The organism is Mycoplasma sp. 773, assembly GCF_053851515.1.
Window position 1 is genome coordinate 55,592 of the sequence record NZ_JBSQAV010000001.1, and the last position, 20,742, is coordinate 76,333.

18 protein-coding genes are annotated in these 20,742 nt (G+C 27.8%); 12 read left to right on the top strand and 6 right to left on the bottom strand.

Features of this window, described 5'->3' with window-relative positions; all coding sequences use genetic code 4:
- Nucleotides 1-969: a phosphatidate cytidylyltransferase gene (locus tag ACWXVJ_RS00210; protein WP_455965950.1), complete on the bottom strand. Its 969-nt coding sequence runs from the start codon at nucleotides 967-969 to the stop codon at nucleotides 1-3.
- Between the two features lie 219 nt (nucleotides 970-1,188).
- Between ACWXVJ_RS00210 and ACWXVJ_RS00215 the strand changes: the two genes are divergently transcribed.
- The 3 genes from ACWXVJ_RS00215 to ACWXVJ_RS00225 all read left to right on the top strand — a co-directional run bounded on the left by ACWXVJ_RS00215 (nucleotide 1,189) and on the right by ACWXVJ_RS00225 (nucleotide 2,231).
- Nucleotides 1,189-1,407: a hypothetical protein gene (locus tag ACWXVJ_RS00215; RefSeq protein WP_455965952.1), complete on the top strand. Its 219-nt coding sequence runs from the start codon at nucleotides 1,189-1,191 to the stop codon at nucleotides 1,405-1,407.
- 88 nt (nucleotides 1,408-1,495) lie between these two features.
- A complete protein-coding gene (locus ACWXVJ_RS00220; RefSeq protein WP_455965954.1) occupies nucleotides 1,496-1,831 on the top strand; it encodes a hypothetical protein in 336 nt (111 codons plus the stop codon).
- 163 nt (nucleotides 1,832-1,994) lie between these two features.
- Entirely contained in the window at nucleotides 1,995-2,231 is a 237-nt protein-coding gene (locus ACWXVJ_RS00225) for a transposase (protein ID WP_455965956.1), read from the top strand.
- 378 nt (nucleotides 2,232-2,609) lie between these two features.
- Here ACWXVJ_RS00225 and ACWXVJ_RS00230 read toward each other — a convergent pair whose 3' ends face one another.
- The 4 genes from ACWXVJ_RS00230 to ftsY all read right to left on the bottom strand — a co-directional run bounded on the left by ACWXVJ_RS00230 (nucleotide 2,610) and on the right by ftsY (nucleotide 5,262).
- Nucleotides 2,610-3,161 carry a ribosome recycling factor gene (locus ACWXVJ_RS00230; RefSeq protein WP_438340511.1) on the bottom strand — a complete coding sequence of 184 codons (552 nt, stop codon included), beginning with the start codon at nucleotides 3,159-3,161 and terminating at the stop codon, nucleotides 2,610-2,612.
- A 7-nt stretch (nucleotides 3,162-3,168) separates the two neighbouring features.
- Nucleotides 3,169-3,897: a UMP kinase gene (pyrH, locus tag ACWXVJ_RS00235; protein ID WP_438340512.1), complete on the bottom strand. Its 729-nt coding sequence runs from the start codon at nucleotides 3,895-3,897 to the stop codon at nucleotides 3,169-3,171.
- 91 nt (nucleotides 3,898-3,988) lie between these two features.
- Nucleotides 3,989-4,207 (bottom strand): sigma factor-like helix-turn-helix DNA-binding protein, encoded by a 219-nt coding sequence (locus ACWXVJ_RS00240; RefSeq protein ID WP_455965958.1) that lies wholly within the window; start codon nucleotides 4,205-4,207, stop codon nucleotides 3,989-3,991.
- Nucleotides 4,207-5,262, bottom strand: coding sequence for a signal recognition particle-docking protein FtsY (gene ftsY, locus ACWXVJ_RS00245; RefSeq protein WP_444704905.1), 1,056 nt, complete (start codon nucleotides 5,260-5,262; stop codon nucleotides 4,207-4,209). Before ftsY ends, ACWXVJ_RS00240 begins: the two co-directional genes overlap by 1 nt.
- A 90-nt stretch (nucleotides 5,263-5,352) precedes the next feature.
- Here ftsY and ACWXVJ_RS00250 point away from each other — a divergent pair, with 90 nt between their 5' ends.
- Nucleotides 5,353-6,942 carry an MATE family efflux transporter gene (locus ACWXVJ_RS00250; RefSeq protein ID WP_455965960.1) on the top strand — a complete coding sequence of 530 codons (1,590 nt, stop codon included), beginning with the start codon at nucleotides 5,353-5,355 and terminating at the stop codon, nucleotides 6,940-6,942.
- A 490-nt stretch (nucleotides 6,943-7,432) separates the two neighbouring features.
- On the opposite strand, the gene ACWXVJ_RS00255 is transcribed toward ACWXVJ_RS00250, so the two are convergent.
- A complete protein-coding gene (locus tag ACWXVJ_RS00255) occupies nucleotides 7,433-8,278 on the bottom strand; it encodes a leucine-rich repeat protein (protein ID WP_438340516.1) in 846 nt (281 codons plus the stop codon).
- 78 nt (nucleotides 8,279-8,356) lie between these two features.
- Between ACWXVJ_RS00255 and uvrB the strand changes: the two genes are divergently transcribed.
- From uvrB to ACWXVJ_RS00295, 8 genes are all read left to right on the top strand, one after another.
- Nucleotides 8,357-10,333: an excinuclease ABC subunit UvrB gene (uvrB, locus tag ACWXVJ_RS00260; RefSeq protein ID WP_455965962.1), complete on the top strand. Its 1,977-nt coding sequence runs from the start codon at nucleotides 8,357-8,359 to the stop codon at nucleotides 10,331-10,333.
- 134 nt (nucleotides 10,334-10,467) lie between these two features.
- Nucleotides 10,468-11,793, top strand: coding sequence for an MnuA family membrane nuclease (locus tag ACWXVJ_RS00265; protein ID WP_455965964.1), 1,326 nt, complete (start codon nucleotides 10,468-10,470; stop codon nucleotides 11,791-11,793).
- Nucleotides 11,794-11,905: 112 nt separating this feature from the next.
- Nucleotides 11,906-13,561, top strand: coding sequence for a ribonuclease J (locus tag ACWXVJ_RS00270; protein ID WP_438340519.1), 1,656 nt, complete (start codon nucleotides 11,906-11,908; stop codon nucleotides 13,559-13,561).
- A gap of 278 nt (nucleotides 13,562-13,839) precedes the next feature.
- Nucleotides 13,840-14,784, top strand: a complete 945-nt coding sequence (locus tag ACWXVJ_RS00275) for a hypothetical protein (RefSeq protein ID WP_455965966.1) — start codon at nucleotides 13,840-13,842, stop codon at nucleotides 14,782-14,784.
- 14 nt (nucleotides 14,785-14,798) lie between these two features.
- Complete coding sequence (locus ACWXVJ_RS00280) at nucleotides 14,799-16,679, top strand: hypothetical protein (RefSeq protein WP_455965968.1); 1,881 nt, start codon at nucleotides 14,799-14,801, stop codon at nucleotides 16,677-16,679.
- A gap of 29 nt (nucleotides 16,680-16,708) precedes the next feature.
- Nucleotides 16,709-17,374: a LemA family protein gene (locus ACWXVJ_RS00285; RefSeq protein WP_444704914.1), complete on the top strand. Its 666-nt coding sequence runs from the start codon at nucleotides 16,709-16,711 to the stop codon at nucleotides 17,372-17,374.
- A 628-nt stretch (nucleotides 17,375-18,002) separates the two neighbouring features.
- Nucleotides 18,003-19,970: a DNA topoisomerase (ATP-hydrolyzing) subunit B gene (gene gyrB / locus ACWXVJ_RS00290; protein WP_455965970.1), complete on the top strand. Its 1,968-nt coding sequence runs from the start codon at nucleotides 18,003-18,005 to the stop codon at nucleotides 19,968-19,970.
- A 9-nt stretch (nucleotides 19,971-19,979) separates the two neighbouring features.
- Nucleotides 19,980-20,735 carry a phosphotransferase family protein gene (locus tag ACWXVJ_RS00295; RefSeq protein WP_455965972.1) on the top strand — a complete coding sequence of 252 codons (756 nt, stop codon included), beginning with the start codon at nucleotides 19,980-19,982 and terminating at the stop codon, nucleotides 20,733-20,735.
- Nucleotides 20,736-20,742 lie beyond the last annotated feature (7 nt).

Genomic DNA, 20,742 nt, shown 5'->3' on the forward strand with positions numbered 1-20,742 from the left:
CTAATTGATAAATAATATTATTGAAGTCATGATTACAACAAATGAAGTTGAATCAAAACGATCCATAAAACCACCATGCCCTGGTATTAAATTTGAAAAATCCTTTATTCTATATAATCTTTTGATTAGCGAAAAAACAAGATCGCCTAGAATAGATATAAATGGTAAAAGGAATATGCCAGCTATTAATTGTTTTCAATTAGTAAAAATAGAAAATGTTTTGTTTTGTGTTATATGGCCTAAATACATTGTTATAAATACAAAAATCGATCCAAATATAAAACCTACAAAAGCGCCCTCTCATGACTTCTTTGGACTTATTTTAGGAGCCATCCCTCGTTTAATTAATTTTTTTCCAAATAAAGAACCGCCGACATAGGCCATCGTATCAGTGATAACTGGTATTATAATAATAGCGAAGACAAAATATAAATTTGCAGCGTTATATATAAACAAGCTTTTAAAAGCAAGTGGGATAAATCATGTTGAAAAAATAGCAATAAAATAAGAAAAAATAAAGTCTCTTTTTATGGTTTTAGTAATGAAAAGATTTACTAGAAATATGCAAGTTATAAAGAGAATTATTAGCAATAGCTGTAATGCTCTAAATTTAGATAGACTATCATATCCAAAAAAAATTGATTTTTTTATTTGTTTTGTTACTATCAATATATTTGAACCAGTTGTTTTTGCGAGACCTATAAAATTACTATGTTCTGGTTGCGCCGAGAACCAATCCAACGGAAAAGCCCAAACTAATACTGTTAAAATAGCTATAAGAATATTTTCCCATCTTTTTAAAATGTTATGAGAAAGAACCTCATAAGTTGCTCATGCAGAAATGATAGCAAAGAAGGAGAAGCCAATAACTTTTCCTGGTGTTTTTCCAAAATATGTTATAAATAAAAAAGGCAATAAAATTAATGCTAAAATCATTGCTGACTTTATTCTTAGCTTAATATTTTTCATATTTAATAATTATAGACACTAACAGTTTATTAATGATGTAAAAAAAGTTTTATATTTATATTTTTTTATAGTAGATTTTGCAATAGGGGATATTAAGGTTACAAATATATTTAATTACAAAATTAAAACACACTTTTTTAGTCCGAAAGATGAAATACAAAAAATTAAATATATTAATTTTATTAATTTGCAAATCAAATTTATAAAGAACTTATTAAGATGCTATCGTTAAATGATGAAGACGATAAAAATATTAAGTTATTGCGCGAACATCTTAATAATAAATTTAATTATGAAATAACTGATGAGAATTCATCATTTAAACCAGTGTCAAATAAACTGTATAAATTAATTATTGCACGTGTATTTAGCGGTTTCAAAAATAAGCGCGAACAGCCCTTTTGATATGAAAAGTTTAGAAGTGAATATGAACGTTAAAATGATTTAAATTCAAACTATATAAATTTAAGTTATGAACACATAATTCCTCAAAAAGCTTCAAAGGAAGTGCGTGAATATTTAAAAAATGAATAAGGATTTCAATACATACTATATGACATTAGTTTACAAGATCGGTAATGGCGATTTAATGTATAAATCAGATAATTCAAGATTAGGTAATAAAAATGATAAAGATCAAATTAAACACGATAAAAATATCGAATCAAAAACAAATGTTGAATTAAGCACACCAGATTTAATGTCCTTGCTACCAGATAAAGATGGTAATTTTACTGAAATATCTTTTAGTCCAACACTTGGCTGAAAAGATATTAAAAGTGAGAAAATTTTAAAAAATAAAAAAATCTATTGATGCACGTATAAATCAAATTATTGAAGCTTATATTTATATTATGTTTAGCGATAAAGCAAATAAATTAAAGTAACATTAATAGAAAATGCACTATATAAAACATTAATTGTAAACAAAACAAAAATATCTATAGTCCCTAAGATGAAGTATCTAGATTCCTAGATATTTTCAAAGAAAAATGAGATTCTAAATATCACTATGCGCTTAAAAGTTGACAAAAAACATCGATGAACTAATTACTTTCTTTAACTTTCTGACCGAAATTAGAAAGCTTATTTATACAACAAATGTCATCGAAAATTTAAATAGAAATATTAGAAAAATATCAAGAAACAAAACTTCATTTCCTACTGATGACTCTTTAATAAAGATAGTTTATTTTGCAATCCAAAATCAGTTAGAAAAATGAAATAAAGTTGTTCCTAACTGAGGTCCTGTTTTTGTATAATAAATTTACATTTGTGTAATTGCTATTATCAAATCACTTACTAAAAAGTAAGCTAGAGATTAACTTACACATTTTTTTACACTACCTTTAGAATTTTGCACAACGGTTCTTTATTAAAAGAGACAATTTGTTAAAATCCCGTTTGTGAATTTATTAATAATTTAGGTTTAATTATTTCTTTTTTTATTTTTTATAATTAAAAGACCCTTCCTAATAAAATTTCTTAAGAAAGGTCTAATAGATTTACACAAAACTTTTTTAGTTTTAATAAGATGCATTAATCTTTTATTATAGTTTTGCCTTTTTGCACAAGTATACTTCTTATAAATTTACTTATTTTTATATTCTCAGTAATTCCGATGAACTATTTTGATTTTATTAAATTGTCATTAAATCTTTTTCTTTTATTTTAGTTAGTGAATTTATGTTTTCAATTGATTTGTCTATCTCTTTTTGGATTTGGTCCAAATAATTCTTTTGTAGATCTTCTGACAGTTCTTTATCTGCTTTGATGTGTTTATTAATATCCTGGCGGATTTGTCTTATCCCCACCTTTGCTTGTTCAGCGATTTGATTTAATAACTTAGTCATTTCCATACGTTTTTCTGTTGTCATTTGCGGATAAATTAATCTTAATTGATGTCCCATATTAATAATAGTAATATTTAGTTTTTGGTCTATAAGAGTTTTTTCAACTATTTTTAGAATTGCCATATCATAAGGTTTAACCAATAATTCTAATGGTCCATTTGAACTTATTGAAGCTAATTCATCTAAATTCATTCACGATTCATAGTAATTAATTTTAATTTTATTAATCAAAGCGGGGTTTGCTTTTCCGACAGCAACTTTTAATGATTGCACTTCAAAATTGTCGATTGTTTTTTTAATATTCTTTTTTAAATCTTCTATATAAAAACTTAACTCCATAATTCCTCTATTTTTTATTAGCAATGATTGTATTTGGTATCTTATTTTCAATAGCTCTTAATAATGCTTCATTTTCATTGATATCAAAAACTATTATATCAATATTGTTTTCTTTTGCCATTGATGCAGCGGTTTGATCAATAACCTTAAGGTCTTTTTCAAGCAATTCATCATAAGTTAATGTATTGAATTTAATTGCATTTTTATTGAATTTAGGGTCACTATCATACACACCATCAATATTGTTTTTACCCATTAATATTGCATCGGCTTCTATTTCGGAAGCATATAATGTTGAAGCGGTGTCTGTTGTAAAAAAAGGTCTACCAGTTCCGCCAGCAAAAATTACTACCTCGCCACTTTTTAGGTATTTTTTAGCCTTTTCATTTATATAAACCTCGCAAACCTTGGGATCTAGTGTTAATGAAGATAATACTCTAGTTTGTAATCCGTTATGTTCGAAACCTGATTGTAAGGCAAGTGCATTCATAGTCGTTGCTAGCATACCAATGTAATCAGCTCTAACTCTTTGAATACCATTTTTCGCAGCGCTTGTTCCTCTTCAAAAATTACCGCCGCCAACAACAATTGCAACCTCGACATTATTGGCAATAATAACTTTAAGTTGTTTAGCAAATTTTTCAACTAGTTCATAGTCAATAGCTAAATGTTTTTCTTTGTTTGCTAATCCTTCTCCTGAAAGTTTTATTAAAACCCTTTTATATTTATAAGACATTAAATAACTCCTCTAAAAAGTTTTACTATTTTTAAAATTATATATTTTTTAAAATTAATATAACTATTTTAACTCAACAAAATAAGTACTTTTAACCCAGTTTCTTATCAAGCAATATAAGTTTTTGCCTTGCTTTTTTAACAGCATCAAATGCGCCCGGTCTTGACATTGCCAACTCATCAGCAATTTCAGCAAAAGATAAATCTTCAATTAAATGGAGATATAGGGCTTGCCTTTGTGATTGTGGTAATAATTGCCCATATTTATCAAACAATTTAATAATTTTTTCTCTTTCTTCAATATCTTCCATTATTCATTTATACCCTTCATTAAACCATAAATATATGAATCAAGATCGAATTCGGCTAAATCGTCTATCCCTTCCCCTAAACCTATGAATTTTACGGCTAGATTAATTTCATCTTTAATTGTTAATACAATCCCCCCTTTTGAGGTTCCGTCCATTTTTGTTAAAATAATTCCAGTTAGATTTGTAGCTTCGCCAAAAGCTTTTGCTTGTGAAATACCGTTTTGGCCAGTTGTAGCATCTAAAACTAATAAACTTTCATGAGGAGCGCCTGGTATTTTGGATTGAAGTACTTTATTAATTTTAGCTAATTCATGCATAAGGTTAATTTTGTTTTGCAATCTTCCTGCAGTATCAATTATTAGAACATCATAATTATCGTTTTTAACTTTATCAATTGCGCGATAAACAACTGCCGCAGGATCTGTTTCATTGTTAAGCGGTTTTACTATATCTGCCCCAACTTTATTAGCTCATATCTCCAACTGTTCAACGGCTGCAGCTCTAAATGTATCCGCAGCAGCAATTAAAACTTTTTTTTGTTCTTGAATTAACTTGTGAGCGATTTTAGATATTGAAGTAGTTTTACCAGAGCCATTAACACCAACAACCAAAATTACATTAATTCGGTTGTCTTGTACATTAAGACTTGTATCAATAATTGAATTAGAGGCATAGAAAGTGAATAATTTGTCTGCAATAATTTCATTAATCAATTTAGGGTCTTGAATGTTTTCGTTTTTAACTTCTTTTTTACATTCGTTAATTATTATTTGAACTAATTTTATTGAAATATCTGACATAATAAGTAATTCTTCGAGTTCATCAAAGAAATTATCATCAATTTTATTATGCCTATTTTGTATTTGTTTAATGCTTTCAATGAATGAGGAATTTGATTTAGATAAACCTGCTATGTAATTTTCTAATTTATTTTTTTTGTTTAATTCTTTTGCAAGATTTTTCTTTTCCTTACTTTCTATTTTAGCTTGTTTTTTTGCAATTCTTTCCTCTTTTGTTCCAAAAAGTTTATCTTTTAGTTTTGACCAGAAACCCATAATTTCTCCTATATGTTTTGATATGATTTTATCTATATATTTTATTATAAAAATTATAATTATGTTTTTAGTAAAATTAATAGATAAACTATGAATATTAAAGCAATTGAAAACGACAAGTATTTTAAACAAAAATATAACTTCAAATATCTTTTAAGGTTATCTTTTCCCATTTTTATTCAGACATTATTTTTCGCCACAGTTACCATTGCGGGATCATTAGCTGTCAGTTTTTATAATCGTGTTTATCATGCTGATGGGTCTTACAATGGCTATTATTTTTATACTTTTGCAAAGATATTTGTTGTATATAAAATAATAACTTTCTTACCATTATTATTCCAACTTGGTGTTTTAGTTGTAGCATCCAACCTTTATGGTCAAGGAAAGCAAAAAGAAATTGCAAAACTTCTTTGATCAGCTTTTTATTTATCACTAATTTTGAATGGCGCAATATATTTAATTGTATTTTTTAGTGCTCCTAAACTTTTATCACTTTCAGGCGCTAAAAATACTTTTATTATTGGTTGAAAAAAGGAAGTTGACTATAACAATTTTATAAGTAATTTAAAGAAATCTAACTTAAAATTAGAGCAGGTTTATCAACTTGATTTAAAACATAAAATATTTGTTGGTGGATTTGCTGATGGGATCAATTATATTCCAACTAATGTTGAAGTAGAAGTTAAAAATGAACATAGTTTTGCTATAAAATTTTTAAGAATTGGTACTATTGATATTTTTATAACTTCCATTGCCTTTATAATGAATTCTTCATTGCAAGCAATAAAGAAAAATAAACTTGCTATAATTGGCGTAATTGTTGGAACAATTGTTAGAACAATTTGAATTTTTATGATTCTATTTGTAATAAAAAATGCATTCCTAGCCTCACTTGAAATTATCATAGGTTCATTAATTAATATTGTGATATCTAGTATCTTAGTGAAAAAATATGTTGTCAAGAATCATAAAATTAAGTTTAAAGAAACATGGAATAATAAATATATTAAGGAAATTCTTAAAATTGGTTTCCCGATCTCACTAGAAACAGGGATTTGATTTGTTTCGCAATATTTATTATCCAAGGCTATTCCGGATGCTAAATTAAATGATAGGTTTATTGGTCTTTGAAGGGCTTTGAATAATATCTATGATTTATTTGCTGCTTATTTGCTAGCGTTAAGTTATGTTACCTCATCTGTTGTGGCAACACAAATCGGAAAAAATAAACTTGATAAGGCTAAAAAAATTGGTAATTTGGCTTATAAAACTGGTTTTATAGTTCAGCTATTATTCGGCATTTTGGGAATTATTTTAACTTACCCCTTGTTTAAAATATATTCAATAGAGACAAAATTAATAAACCAATATTGTTACATTTTAATGAGCGTTTTTGCAATTAAATCATTGATGGATGTAGGGCCATTAACAACATTAAGATCTTTGTGGGGAGCCAATGATGTTTGAATGCCTAATTTAATTTCCATATTCACAATGATTGGATTACAAACTAGTTTTGTATATATTCTAATTCTTTTTGGAAGTAATAATATAAGTCAAGAAATATTTTTAATAAGTTTAAGTTCTATTGCAATAATTGATCCACTATTTAGGACTTTATTATATTTGTTACGCTGAAATACAGAAGCTTGGAAGAAATTTGCAAAAAAACTTTAAAGCAGCAAATATCTAAAATTAAATTATTGATTTTTTAAAAAAAGAATTATTATGTTATGTTCATAGTATAAAATAAGCGTTAATATAATGGCGATGCACTATTTTTTTAAAAATATATAATGTGCAAATGTTATTTTTTGTGGATATTTCCTCACCTTTTTGGGGAGAAGCATAATATAAGCCACCTTCTTTGTTATGCAATAGATAATAAAGATTAATGAATAATTTTTAAGAATTAATAGGCAAATAAAGCAAGGATATTTTTATATTTTTTCTTAATATTTAATTACGAAATCATATCGTTTAATAAAACAATCTTTAAGATTAAAATTTTAATGCTTATGATCAAATAAATCAAATATTTAATAAAGTTATTCTTAATTAATTTTGGATAATTAGGTTTTAGCTTAAAAACAGAATAATTAAATAGTTTTTAATCCAAAAAAACAAAAAAATAAATAAAAAAATCAGCCATTTAGCTGATCAAAAATTATTTGATTGAATAGTGAAGATCATTGTTTTCTTTAAGCGCGTTAGTTAGTTGTTTTTTAACAGTATCATTTTCAATGGTTAATTCTACGCTATGAGCATCACTATTTTTTCCAAAGAAGAAAAACATTTTTTCTGAAACACGAGTAACATTTTTTGGCAAGTTAAGCATTGTAAATTCATTTAGCGCCAATGCCGAGTCTTCAATAGTGTTAATGTTCTTTAAATTTATTTGAGTTAATTTATTTTTAGCGAGAACACCAAAACTTAGTTTTTTTAGTCTTGCCGCGGCTTCGATATTGATTGAAGTTATTTGATTGTTATAGAATGCTTTTTCATTTATTTCTGCAATTGATGATGGTAGTTCTACTTTAGTTAATCTGTTGTTTGCAAAAGCTTCATCTTCAATTTTTGTTAGGTTATTTGAAGAAATATCAAATTGAATTTCTTTTAATCCTAAATTGGCAAAAGCACCTTTTTCAATAATTTCTAAACTGCTAGGAAGAATAATTTTTTCTATATTAATCTCATTTTTTTTAATATCAAAGATTCCTGGTGCAGCAAGAAATTCAGGAGCTGCATGCGATTGTTCATTAGTGTTTAAAAACAAACCATGTAATGAATTTCCTGAGAAGGCTCCAGCTGGAATAACCTTTAGATTAGTTTTGCTTAAATCTAGTGTTTTAGTATCTTTTTTATAGTTTTCTCTACCAGCCGTTCCTAAAACGAAGGCTTTCGCAAAATCATTCAATGATTCGCCTCTCGAACACGAAACAACAAGAGCAGTAGAGATGCAAGGAACAGAAATACTTGTTAATGTTAATAATATTTTTTTTGCTATCTTCATAATTAACTAATTGTATCATAATTTTATATAGAAGGGATGTTTCTGATAGATAAATATGCTTAGTATATAATTTAAATTATGAAGAATTTTAAACTTGTTTCTGACTATAAGCCATCTGGCGACCAACCCCAAGCAATTAATAAATTAATTCAGGGGTTAAAAGAGGGCAAAAAACATCAAGTTTTATTAGGCGTTACAGGGTCTGGTAAAACATTCACTTTGGCCAATGTTATTCAAAATAGCAATAGACCCGCTTTAGTGATTAGCCATAATAAAACTTTAGCTAGCCAATTATATAACGAACTTAAAGAACTATTTCCCGAAAATAAAGTTGAGTACTTTGTTTCATACTTTGATTATTATCGTCCTGAATCTTATTTGCCTAAAGATAATTTATTTATTGAAAAGTCATCTACAATTAATAAGGAAATTGAATCAATGAGAATTTCAGCTTTTAATTCATTACTCAATAGAAGGGACACTATTGTTGTCGCATCTGTTGCAGCAATTTATGGCGCTTTTAATCCACATGAGTACAAGAAATATTTATTAAATATTTATGTCGGAATGGGCATAAGCATCAAAGAAATAAAATATTCATTAGTACAAATGGGTTATCAAAATAAAAAGATCTATCCTGATATTGAATTTGGTGAATTTTCTGCATATGGTTCTGTCTTAACAATATGCCCTGGTTATAAGCATAATGGCCAAATAAGAATAGAAGTTAATGAAAATAATATAATTGAGAGCATTAAAATAATTAATTCTATAACTAAGGATGTTATTGAAATTATTAGCAGTACTACCATTTTTCCATGTACCACTTATATCATGAATAAAGATTGAATTCAAATGATATCTGCAGAGATTAAAGATGAATTATCTAGCCAGCTAGATTTTTTCAAATCGAATAACAAACTCCTTGAGTATGAAAGGCTAAATGAGCGTATTAATGCTGACATTGCTTCTATTGAAGATTTTGGTTATACAAAAGGCATGGAAAATTATTCAAGATATCTTGATCGTAGACTGCCGGGTCAAAAACCTTATACAATGTTTGATTATTTACCAAAGGATGCAGTGATTTACATCGATGAAAGTCACTTATTATTACCGCAATTGGAAGGAATGTATCTCGGTGATAAATCGAGAAAAGATACTCTTGTTGAATATGGTTACCGTTTACCATCTGCTCTTGATAATAGGCCATTAAAATATGAAGAATTTTTTGAGTATGATTTTCCTCGCATTTATATGTCTGCAACACCAAGCAAAAAAAGAGAAATTGAATATGCTAATGGTGAGGTTATTACACAGATTATTAGGCCAACTGGGCTGTTGGATCCAGAAATTGAGATTATGCTTAAAGAGAATCAACAAGCCAAAATATATGATTTACTAAAATCGCAGATTCAAAGAAACGAAAGAACATTAATATTAACCTTGACAAAAGAAAGCGCAGAAGAATTTTCGGATTTTTTAAAAGAAAAAAAATTTAAATCAGCTTACATTCATCATGAATTAGAAATTTTTGAAAGAAATGCTATTCTAGCGGGCCTTCGCATGGGAAAGTTCGACGTTGTAATAGGAATTAATTTATTGAAAGAGGGCATTGATTTACCTGAAGTTAGTTTAATTATTGTTTTGGATGCTGATTTAAATGGATTTTCAAGAGATACATCTTCACTTATTCAAATTGTTGGCAGAGCCGCAAGAAACGACCATGGAAAAGTAGTTTTCTTTGCTGATAAAGTTTCTGAAGCAATGAAAGAAACTATAGATGATAATTTAAAAAAGAGAGAAATTCAAATAAAGTTTAACAAAGAACACAATATTATTCCAAAAACGGTTATTAAACCGATTCCCAAAATTAATGTTGATCTTATTTTAAATTCTAAATTTGGTAATGATTATAAATTAAAGGCTAAAAAGTCATATATTAATGAATTAATTAGAGAGATGCAGCTAGCTTCAAAGAAATGAGATTTTGCAAAAGCTCAGGAAATAAAGGATTTGTTATTTGAATTAGGTTATGATTTTGATAAAAAATAGCTTAAATTAAAAACAAAAATTTATAATTTTATTTTTTTAAAATTTTATAGTAAATATTGCAAATTTAAAAGAGGACAAACCTAAACTATATATCTCCTAGATGATATTTTTTATAAAGTAGTAAAATTTATATTATGAAAAATAAAAGCAAAAAGATGAAAATATTATTATCACTATGTGCATCACCACTTGTGTTGTTGCCATTGATTGCTGCAAGTTGCGGTAATAAAAATAATAATGATGTTGATCATAGCAAAAAGCCAGAAGAAAAGGAAAGCCAAGAAAAAGATAATGGAAATAATGACCAGGACTTAAAACAAAATCCTGAAAAAGAAAAAAAAGAAGAAGGAAATAAGGATACAAAGGACCCTGGCCAAGATAAGGGCGACGATAATAAAGAACAAAATAATGGATCAAGTGATTCTTCATCTACTCCACTACCAAAGAATCCTGGTGAAACTGAGCATAATAAAGATGATGAAAAGAAGGACAAAGAACCTTTGCAACCTGATCCAAGTGGCGACAATAAAGTTAAATATGGACATTGAAATATTTTAAATTTCACAGGTGATTTAACAAAACAAGAAAAGAAAACCAAAAGAATTGCTTATCTAGCAAAACAAGAAAATTTTGATGTTTTGGGCCTAACTGAGGTTGATAATGCCGATGGTGTCAAAAATATTGTTGATGAAATGAATAAATTATCAAGTTCAAATATGTATGCATACATAGCTTCAAAAAAATTGAAAGGCGATAAATTTGGGCCTAAAGTTGCAGAGCATGTAGCAGTTATATATAACACAAAAGAAATGGAACCAGAAGCATTCTCAAATGGCAAAATTGGCTATAGTTATACACAGGAATTTACTATTAGTTCTAGCAGTGAAAAGGCTCAATATGCAAGACCTCCCTATGGTATAAAATTTAAATATAAATTAAAACCAGATGTTAAACTAACTTTTGTATTCGATCATTTTGACGCTCCAGGAGCTTCTAAATCAAATAGAGCAATTGGTGAAAAAACAAATAAAGGGGTTGGAACATTCGAATGTAGAGAGGGCCAACAACTAGTTAATGTATTAGATTATTTTGATTCAATAGATGGACCTCAAAGCAATATTTTCTTTGGCGGAGACACTAATATAAAACACGGAAAACAATCATTTGTTTTTAGCACACTTGAAGGAAAATATAAGTCTGTGTTTGGTGACACTGAAAAATTCAGCACATCACTTGGTACAAGCAAAAGATTCTCAGAACCATATGATAAACTTTTTTATAAAACCGATTATAAACTTGAAGAATATGGCATCTTTGATATTTATAAAACAAAAGAGGATAGCAAACTTGTTGAAGAATTAACAAAATTGGGAATTGAAATTGGTCAAGATGAAAAAATCCGAAATGGTTCTGTGCTTTCGGATCATACTTATGTGTGGGCCGAGTTCCTAATTAAATAAAGCGTAGACCGCTTTATTTTTTTTAATTTCTTATAGAAATAAAAAAAGTTGCTAAAATTATTTTAATTAAATTCTTATAAGATTTCAATGAATAATTTTGATATGGGGGAATATGAACAAAATAAATTTTTTTGCACTAGGTGGATTGGATGAAAATGGTAAAAACTCTTATGTTTTGGAGATTAATGAAAAACTTTTTATTATTAATTCAGGAACTAAGGTGCCAATAAATTCGCATAACGGGATTGATACTTTAATTTGCAATTATGATTATCTTGTGAAGAGAGAAAAAGATATTGTTGGAGTGTTTATAACCGACGTTAAAAATGAATCATTTTCTGCTATTCCTTGATTATTAATGAGAATTCCCAACCTAAAAATTTATACAAGTCCATTTAATCGTATTGTTATTATGGATAGAATTTCAAAATACAATATCAATAATCATAGTTATGATGTAAAAACAATTAGCATGCCTATTGAATTTAATGATGTAGTTGTTACTCCTTTTGATCTAGCTGGTGGATTGATTGGACAAATAGGTTTTAACTTCGAATATAAGGATGGAAATATTCTCTTTATGGCAAATTTTGTTGATGGAGACTTGGGTCCTTATGGAAAAACTGATGTTCCTAAAATTAGACAAATTATCAATAATGGAAAGAAATTGCAGTTACTAATCTTAGATTCCGGGCATTCGAATTACCCTGGAAGAAGTATAGATAAACTTTGAATTTCAAAAAAAATTGAATATAAATTCAAGGAAACCCCTAATAACAAAAGAATAATAGTTGGTTTGTATGATGAAGATATGATAACAGCACACGAAGTTTTAGTTCTAGCCAAAAGATATAATCGTCCTGTTGTTACATATGGAAGAAATTATTCACAATTTATTAATTTAGTATCAAAAATTAATCCAGATCTTCAATTACCAGAATTCATTGATTATCGTGTTGCTAATGAAACAAAGAATGCGGTAATTCTTGTTACTGGCGCTATTGAAAGGCTATATTTAAGATTCATTAGAATCGCATCAAATAATGACGTTTATTTAAAACTTAGATCTGATGATGCAGTAATAATAATTGCGCCTCCTGTAAATGGCCTTGAAGTTAATTACGCATTGACATTAGATGAAATAGCCAGAAACACACCAAATTTAATTGAATTAAGCTCAGATCAGTATTATTCATGTAATCCTGCTAAAGAAGATATATATAATATAATTAAAACATTAAAACCAAAATATTTTATTCCTATACAAGGACTTTATCGTTATTTAGTGGTTGCATCTCATGTAGCGCGTGATGCAGGAATGAATTTTGGCAATTGTATAATTTTGCAAAATGGTAAAGTGGCAGAATTTTTAAACAATGAGCTTATATCCCAAAAACATTCTATTAAATCTGTTGGGGATACAATTATCGACGGTTTTGGCGTTGGTGATATTTCTCAGGAAGTAATTAATGAACGAGAAAATCTCTCAAGAGACGGGGTTATTGCAATAAGCACTTTAGTTGATTATAAAACCAAACAACCAATTGGCCAACTTCATATTTCTTCTTATGGGATAATCACTAAAGACAATAAAGAAACTATTACCTTAATTGTTAATGACATGGTTTCCAAAGAATTTAAGGATAAAAAGGCTAATGATATTGATTTAAAAGAAATACAGGAAAAATTACGGAAAAGTATAAAAAGAAAAATATTTAAGGTGCTATCAAAAGAACCAATGATTGTTATAACTTTATATGAAATTTAGAGGATAATATGGCATCAGAAGCAAATATTGAAAATGATACAAAACAAGAGCAAATTCCTAAAAAAATAAAAAGAAAAAAGACATATTTTTGATCCAAAGACAAACCTTTTATTTGGACTATGATATGTTTTATAGTTGCGTTTTTTACTGTTGTATCTTTTTTAAATGTTAAGGGTTTGACGACAATACATACATACACTTTTGGAATGTTTTTTGGTTTATTTTCTCCTATTTTTTTTCTATATTTGTTTTTTTTAGCAATTAAGAATATCTTTAAAATGAAAAACACATATTCTGTTGGTGTTTTCCATTTTAGCTTATGGCGGCTTTTGTTTATTTTTATTGCGCTAATTTTATTGGGCACATCAATTTACTATGCTAAATTGAAGCCGGCACCATATAATTCTAAAAATGCTTTTTTAGCAATATTTGATAAATGATATTCTGATTTTAAGAATGAACAAAATTTATGATTGCCAAATAAATGAAATGCAGGTTTGATTAATTCATTTATATATGTGGCGATGGCTTTTCCTGGTAATAAGATTGGAATTGTTTTATCGTTTATCATTCCTATCATTATTTTGGTAATTAGCTTATGTTTCTTTTTTATTAGTGATTTAAAATTGAAGAAAATATCACTAAGAAATAAAAAGCTAAAAAGAGATATGGAAGTAAATAATCTTAATGTTAACTTAGATAAGAAAGATATTTTTTCTGAAGATAATGCCACCAGGGAGACAATACTGATTGATGATACATCAATAGTACAAAGTCAAGAAGTATACATTCTTGATGATAGTGCCTTAAGTGATTCGAGAGAGGTAACTGCTGATAGTATATGTATAATTCCAGATGAACCTGATTTTAGCACGCAGGAATTTGAAGCATCAATGTATGATGATCAAAATCGAGAAAATATTACTAATGGCTTAATTGATGAGCAAAACATTAGTACTCTAAATTCTGGTGATTTGGATATTAATCCGGCGGGCCTAAAAAAAATTGATGAGCAACAAAAAATATTGATTGATAAACAAGAAGAATCTGTTGTTTTAAAAAATGAGGAAGTTAATAAAAAAGAAAATATTTTTGATCAGGATGATCTAGGCATTGAAAAAAAGAAAGATTTTAAAATTAATAGTGCTATTAATAATAAGAAGCAATATGAAAAGCCAAAACAAAACTTTACTTTGATAAAAGATAAAGAAGATCTATTTTAAGGAATAATTAAGATATGAATGCAAGTACTTTGGAACAAAACAAATTCAAGAAAATAGACTGAAATAAAATTTTTTCCAACCAGATTAATACTTTATACGAACCATTAGCATTTAATATTAAGCCAGCTCTTGATAAAATTTTTGAGGAAGAAGTCTATAAAAATAATGAAAACGAAGTTAAAATTGTTGATGAAAATATTAATAAAATAAAAGAACTAGAGCAAGAAATTATCAAGAACAAGAAGGAAAACAAAATTAATTCTAGGAAATTCGTTAATGGTTTGATAATTTTTCTTTTCTTTTTAATAATAGGTTTATTTTTTATCCGTATCTTTATTAATAATAAAAAAACTATTAAAGATTTCAAAGAATTTAAAAGTAAAAAGCTATCTATTATTCAAACAAAAATAAATGAAAATAATAGTATACTAGCAACAATTTTTAATAAGTATTCAATGTTGGAATGAAAAAATAAAGTTTTAGCACTAATGGATATTAAAAAAATATATGGAATTTGTGAAAAGGAATTTAGTCCAATTTTTAATAGAGATGACTTTTTCGGTTTTAGTGCGATAGAAAAATATAAAGTTAGAAATTCTTATTTTTATGATGTTTTATATAACATTGAAGAATGAAGAGATGTTGTAACACGAGGCGTTGGATATATTACTGTTAGGACTAAGGATTCGTGAGTAGAAGAAGCTGTTTATGCCTATCATACAGAGCCTACACCATTTATAGTGCCCATGCATGCCTTAAATATTCCAACAAATTATCGCTCTGATCTAAGCTTTATTGAAACTCGAGAATATTTAAACGAGAAAGAATATAATAAGCTTTTTAGAAAAGGAGAATTTTTACTCGAAAGACCGGAATTTTATAAAAATTACAATTTTAATTATGATAATCAAATTGGTTTTATAGACTATTTTAAGGTTAAAACGCAAGAAAATTTTATTAACTATGCGCAATATTTTGGTTATCCAGGACCACTATTTAGTAAGTATAAAAATAATATATTGCTTTCAAGAGTTTATAATGAGGAAAAAATCGGTTATTCCTCATTGCATAATTGGATGGGATTTTTATTTGATTTAAATAATCTGATTACTATTGGCGACATATATTCAAGAATGCTTTTAATCATTGCAAATAATTTAATACCTGTATTTAAGGCAATAACTAAGGCATACTTAAATCCAAATATTGCATCAGAAAAATATGAAAAACGGGGCGAGAGATATTTATCCGATTATGTTTATGAAGATGCTAGTGTTAGTGATGATAAAACAGACTTTTTTAATTATTTTGATGTAATTAATAAAGCAATTACTGGAAATAAGTTTTCAATGAAAACAAAAGATAATGCTCGTGAATTATATGTTAAATATGTAGAACAAATTATTGATAGAGAATATAAGAAAGATACTGGAATAAAGCACTCAAATGCCCTTATTTTAAAGATTAGTATTGATTCATATTGAAAAGAGCAACTTATTGATGAAGTATATAAAAGTGGGATTATTATTAAGGTGCCATTTGAAAGGTTTCATTTATTTACAGAAGAAAAATTTATTATTTGAATTCCTTCTGTTTTCTTAAACGAAGATAATGATTTTGTATCATATGGTGATCTGTTTCGAGAAAATTCAATTTCAAATTCATTTATGGATGCAGCGAAATATACAGATAAATATTTAGCCTTTAATAAGAGCTTGCATAATAATAGAAGTGATGAACTAGATGATTGCCTTTTGTTTGTTAACAGAATAAAAAAATCGCTTATTGCTAATAAAGATTATAAAATATCAATTGATAGCAACGGTACATATATTTATATAAATGAAAAAATTAGTGAAGATGAGATAAATAAAATTTTTGCTATGTTTAGATAGTATAATTATTTAATCATAAAGGAGGCAATATGCTATTTGATTCAAGAACACCTCAATCAAATGAAGGGTTTAAGCCTAATGTTGATAATTCAATCAAAATTCCACAACCAACTAAAGGTGAAAGAACGTTATTTATAATTTTATGTATTATAACAATCGGAATAATACTATTAGTTGCCATTCGCAAAAGAAATGAACTACTTGAAAGAATGAATAGAATTCAAGAGGCATCTTCTCTTATTCAGGCGGCTGAAAAGAAAAGAAGAGCAACATTGATTAAACAACTTGATGTTGTTAAAGGATATGCCGAATATGAACAATCAACTCAGAAAGAAATAATTAAATTACGTTCACAATTAGTTGACATAGAGGGAGAAAAAGACGTTGCAAAAGTATCAGATACGTTAAATTCAGTTCAAAGAGCAATTAATATTCAAATTGAACAATATCCAAATCTAAAAGCTGATAGATCATATCTTCAATTTCAAACCGAAATTGCTATTCAAGAAGATGAAATTTATGCAACTATTAGAAACTATAATGCTCAAGCAAGAAGTTTTAATGCTGAAATTTATAAATTTTGAACAAACATTGTTGCTAATAAGAACAATATTTATAACCAACCACTATTTCAAGCTAGTGAAGTAGAAAGACAAGATGTTGATACTAGCAGTTTAACAGGCGCGTTTAAATAATAAAAATATCAAAACAAATCAAACACGGTCAAAAAATCCAGACACACTTGTGCCCGGATTTTTTAAAATTAAATTTAATCATGTGCGATAGCCAAATATAAAAGAACAGATTAGATCTTTTTAAACAAATAAGGGATTGCTCCCATGGCATTTAAAAGCGGTATTTAAAAGAAGCTAGCAGCTTTAAAATATAAAAAAATATGTAAAAAATATATATTTTAGCAAAAGGTAATTTAATATAAAAAGTGGCAAAGTCCTAAAAAAAAGGAACTGGTTTCGAAAAGGCCAAGAACTAAAAAATAATAACAATTTACGAAAAGTAGGATAAGAAAAGGATTTAAATTTTGCACTTGTTGGTTATGTAAAGATAGAGATATGTTAAATATTGTAGTTGCTGATGTTTTTGTATATTAGAATACTAAAAAATATATTAATAAAGTTGTGTTTATTTGCATTTTATTCCTTAAAATGAAAAGAAAAATATCATTTGTTAGGCAGAACAACATATTAATTAGAAAATTTTACATTTATTAATATTAACCATGCTTACATAAAACCATTTTTTCATGACTTTTTGATATAATTTATTTATTATAATTGCAAAGCAATTATATTGTAAGGAGAAAAAATGCCTGAGGAAAAAAAATATGTTGCTAGTGATATTCAAGTTCTTGAAGGGTTAGATCCTGTACGTGTTAGACCAGGAATGTATATTGGCTCAACCGGCTATAGAGGAATTCATCATCTTATTTGAGAAATTTTAGATAACTCAGTTGATGAGGCAATGGCTGGTTATGCTACTGAGATAAGCGTTACCTTGCATAAGGATAATTTTATTGAGATTGAGGATAATGGACGTGGCATGCCTGTCGACATCCATCCTTCAACACAAAAATCTGCTGTTGAAACAATCTTAACAGTTTTGCATGCTGGCGGAAAGTTTGACTCAAGCAACTATAAAGTTAGTGGTGGATTACACGGTGTTGGAGCTTCTGTGGTTAATGCCTTAAGTGATTCTTTTGAAGTTTGAGTAAAAAGAGCAGGTAAATTACATTATCAAAAATATGAAAATGGTGGAAAACCCATTGATGATTTAAGAGTTATTGGTGAAGTGCCTATCAGTGAAACTGGCACAAGAATTAAATTCCATCCTGATTATACGGTTATGGATAAAATAGATTTTGATTTTAGTACTATTAGCGATCATATTAAGCAGGTGGCTTATTTGAATAAGAGCCTTATGTTTAACCTAATTGATTTAACAAAAGATACTAAAAAAACTTTTTGTTTTGATGGGGGTATTGTTGACTACGTCAAAGAACTTAATAAAGGTAAAAAGACTATAAACCCAGAAGTTATTTATGCCTTAGGCACATTTAGTGATGTTGACAAACCAACTGAGGAGCAGATTGCTAATAACAAACCGCCAAAGCAAGTTGAAATTTTAGTAGAGGTTGCTTTTCAATATAATGAAGCCTATCAATCAACAGTTATTTCATATGCTAATAATATTCAAACTACTGAGGGCGGGACACATGAAAATGGGTTTTATGATTCTATAGTAAGAATCTTTAATAAATATGCTGAGGAAAATAGATTGTTTAAGGGAAATGAAAAAATAAGCAAAGAGGATTCTAAAGAAGGACTTATTGCAGTTATTTCTATTAAGCATAGTGATCCTGTTTTTGATGGTCAAACAAAATCAAAATTTGGCTCAGCAAATGCGCGTTATGCAACGAATAAAGTCGTTTCAGAGTCTTTAGAAAGATATTTAGCTGAAAATCCTAATATTGCTAAAAATATTATTAACAAATGTTTGCAATCACAACGTGCTAGATTAGCTGCTAATGCTGCCAAGGAAGCTTCAAGAAAAAAAGATGGGTTGGAATTTAGCGGTCTTCCTGGGAAACTTGCAGACTGTTCATCTAAGAATGCGGAAATAAGAGAATTATTTATTGTCGAAGGGAATTCTGCTGGTGGCTCAGCGAAAGGCGGAAGGGATAGATCTATTCAAGCTATACTGCCTTTAAGAGGAAAGGTAATAAATGCTGAAAAAAATGATAAGGTTAAATTTTTATCAAATCAAGAAATTCAGACCATTATTCATGCTTTAGGTACTGGTATTGGACATGATTTTAATATTAATAAACTAAAATATCACAAAATTATTATTATGACTGACGCTGACGTTGATGGTGCTCATATTTCAACATTGCTTTTAACCTTCTTTTATCGTTATTTAAAACCGCTGATTGAATATGGTTTTGTATATATAGCCTTACCTCCACTATATAAAATAGTTGCGGGAAAGAGAGTTGAATACGCCTACAACGATGCTCAAAAAGAAGAAATATTAAGCAAATTTGATGATAGAAAAGCTATCTCTATACAACGCTATAAAGGGCTTGGAGAAATGGATGCTGAACAGTTGTGAGAAACCACTATGAATCCTGATGCTAGAAAAATGCTTCAGGTACAAATTAATGATGTAGCTGTTTGCGACCGCGTATTTACAACACTAATGGGTGAAGAAGTTGAACCAAGACATGACTTTATTGAAGAAAATGCTAAATATGTATCTAATATTGATTTTTAAGGAATAAGAATGAAGTTAGTTAAAAATCAAGGATATACCAACACCACATATTTTGATGAAGAAAATAAACAATTCATTAAAATAAAAAAGTTTGATTCTTTCAATCATAAGACACCTAATAGTATTTTAAATTGTTTTAGTTTTGTTCCTAAAACAATATCCGAAGATGAAACCATGGTTATTAATGAATGAATTCCAGGAGATATCCTAAATCCAAATACATTAACAAATGAACAATTAAAAGAGATAGGTAATAAATTGATTACTCTTCATAATTCAAAATTAAAGTTTTATAAGGAAAATCAAATAGCTAGAAGGTTTAAGGTTTATCGCGAAACAATATCTAAGTTAGGTCGTAAAATTCCAATTTTAGACAAACATTACAAAAAAATTAACTTATTTTTAAAAAATATTGATAATTCAGCTCCTGTTCATAATGATTTATGATTATTTAACTTTATCGACAATGAAAAAGGGATATTTATAACAGATTGAGAGTATGCAACAATGGGCGATATACATTTTGATTTAGCATATTTTATTGAATCATCAAATCTTAGCAAGGAACAGGAAAAAATATTTTTGGATGCTTATGGAGATGATTTTGAACATAAATATTTACTTGCTCATAAAATTATAGTTAATGCATTAATTGTTTTATGAATAAATAAACATGCAATAAAACCATTTGATGACAAACTTTATTTAGATAGGGTTGATAAGTTAATAGTTGAATATGATAAAGAATATAAGGCAAAATTATAAAGAAGAT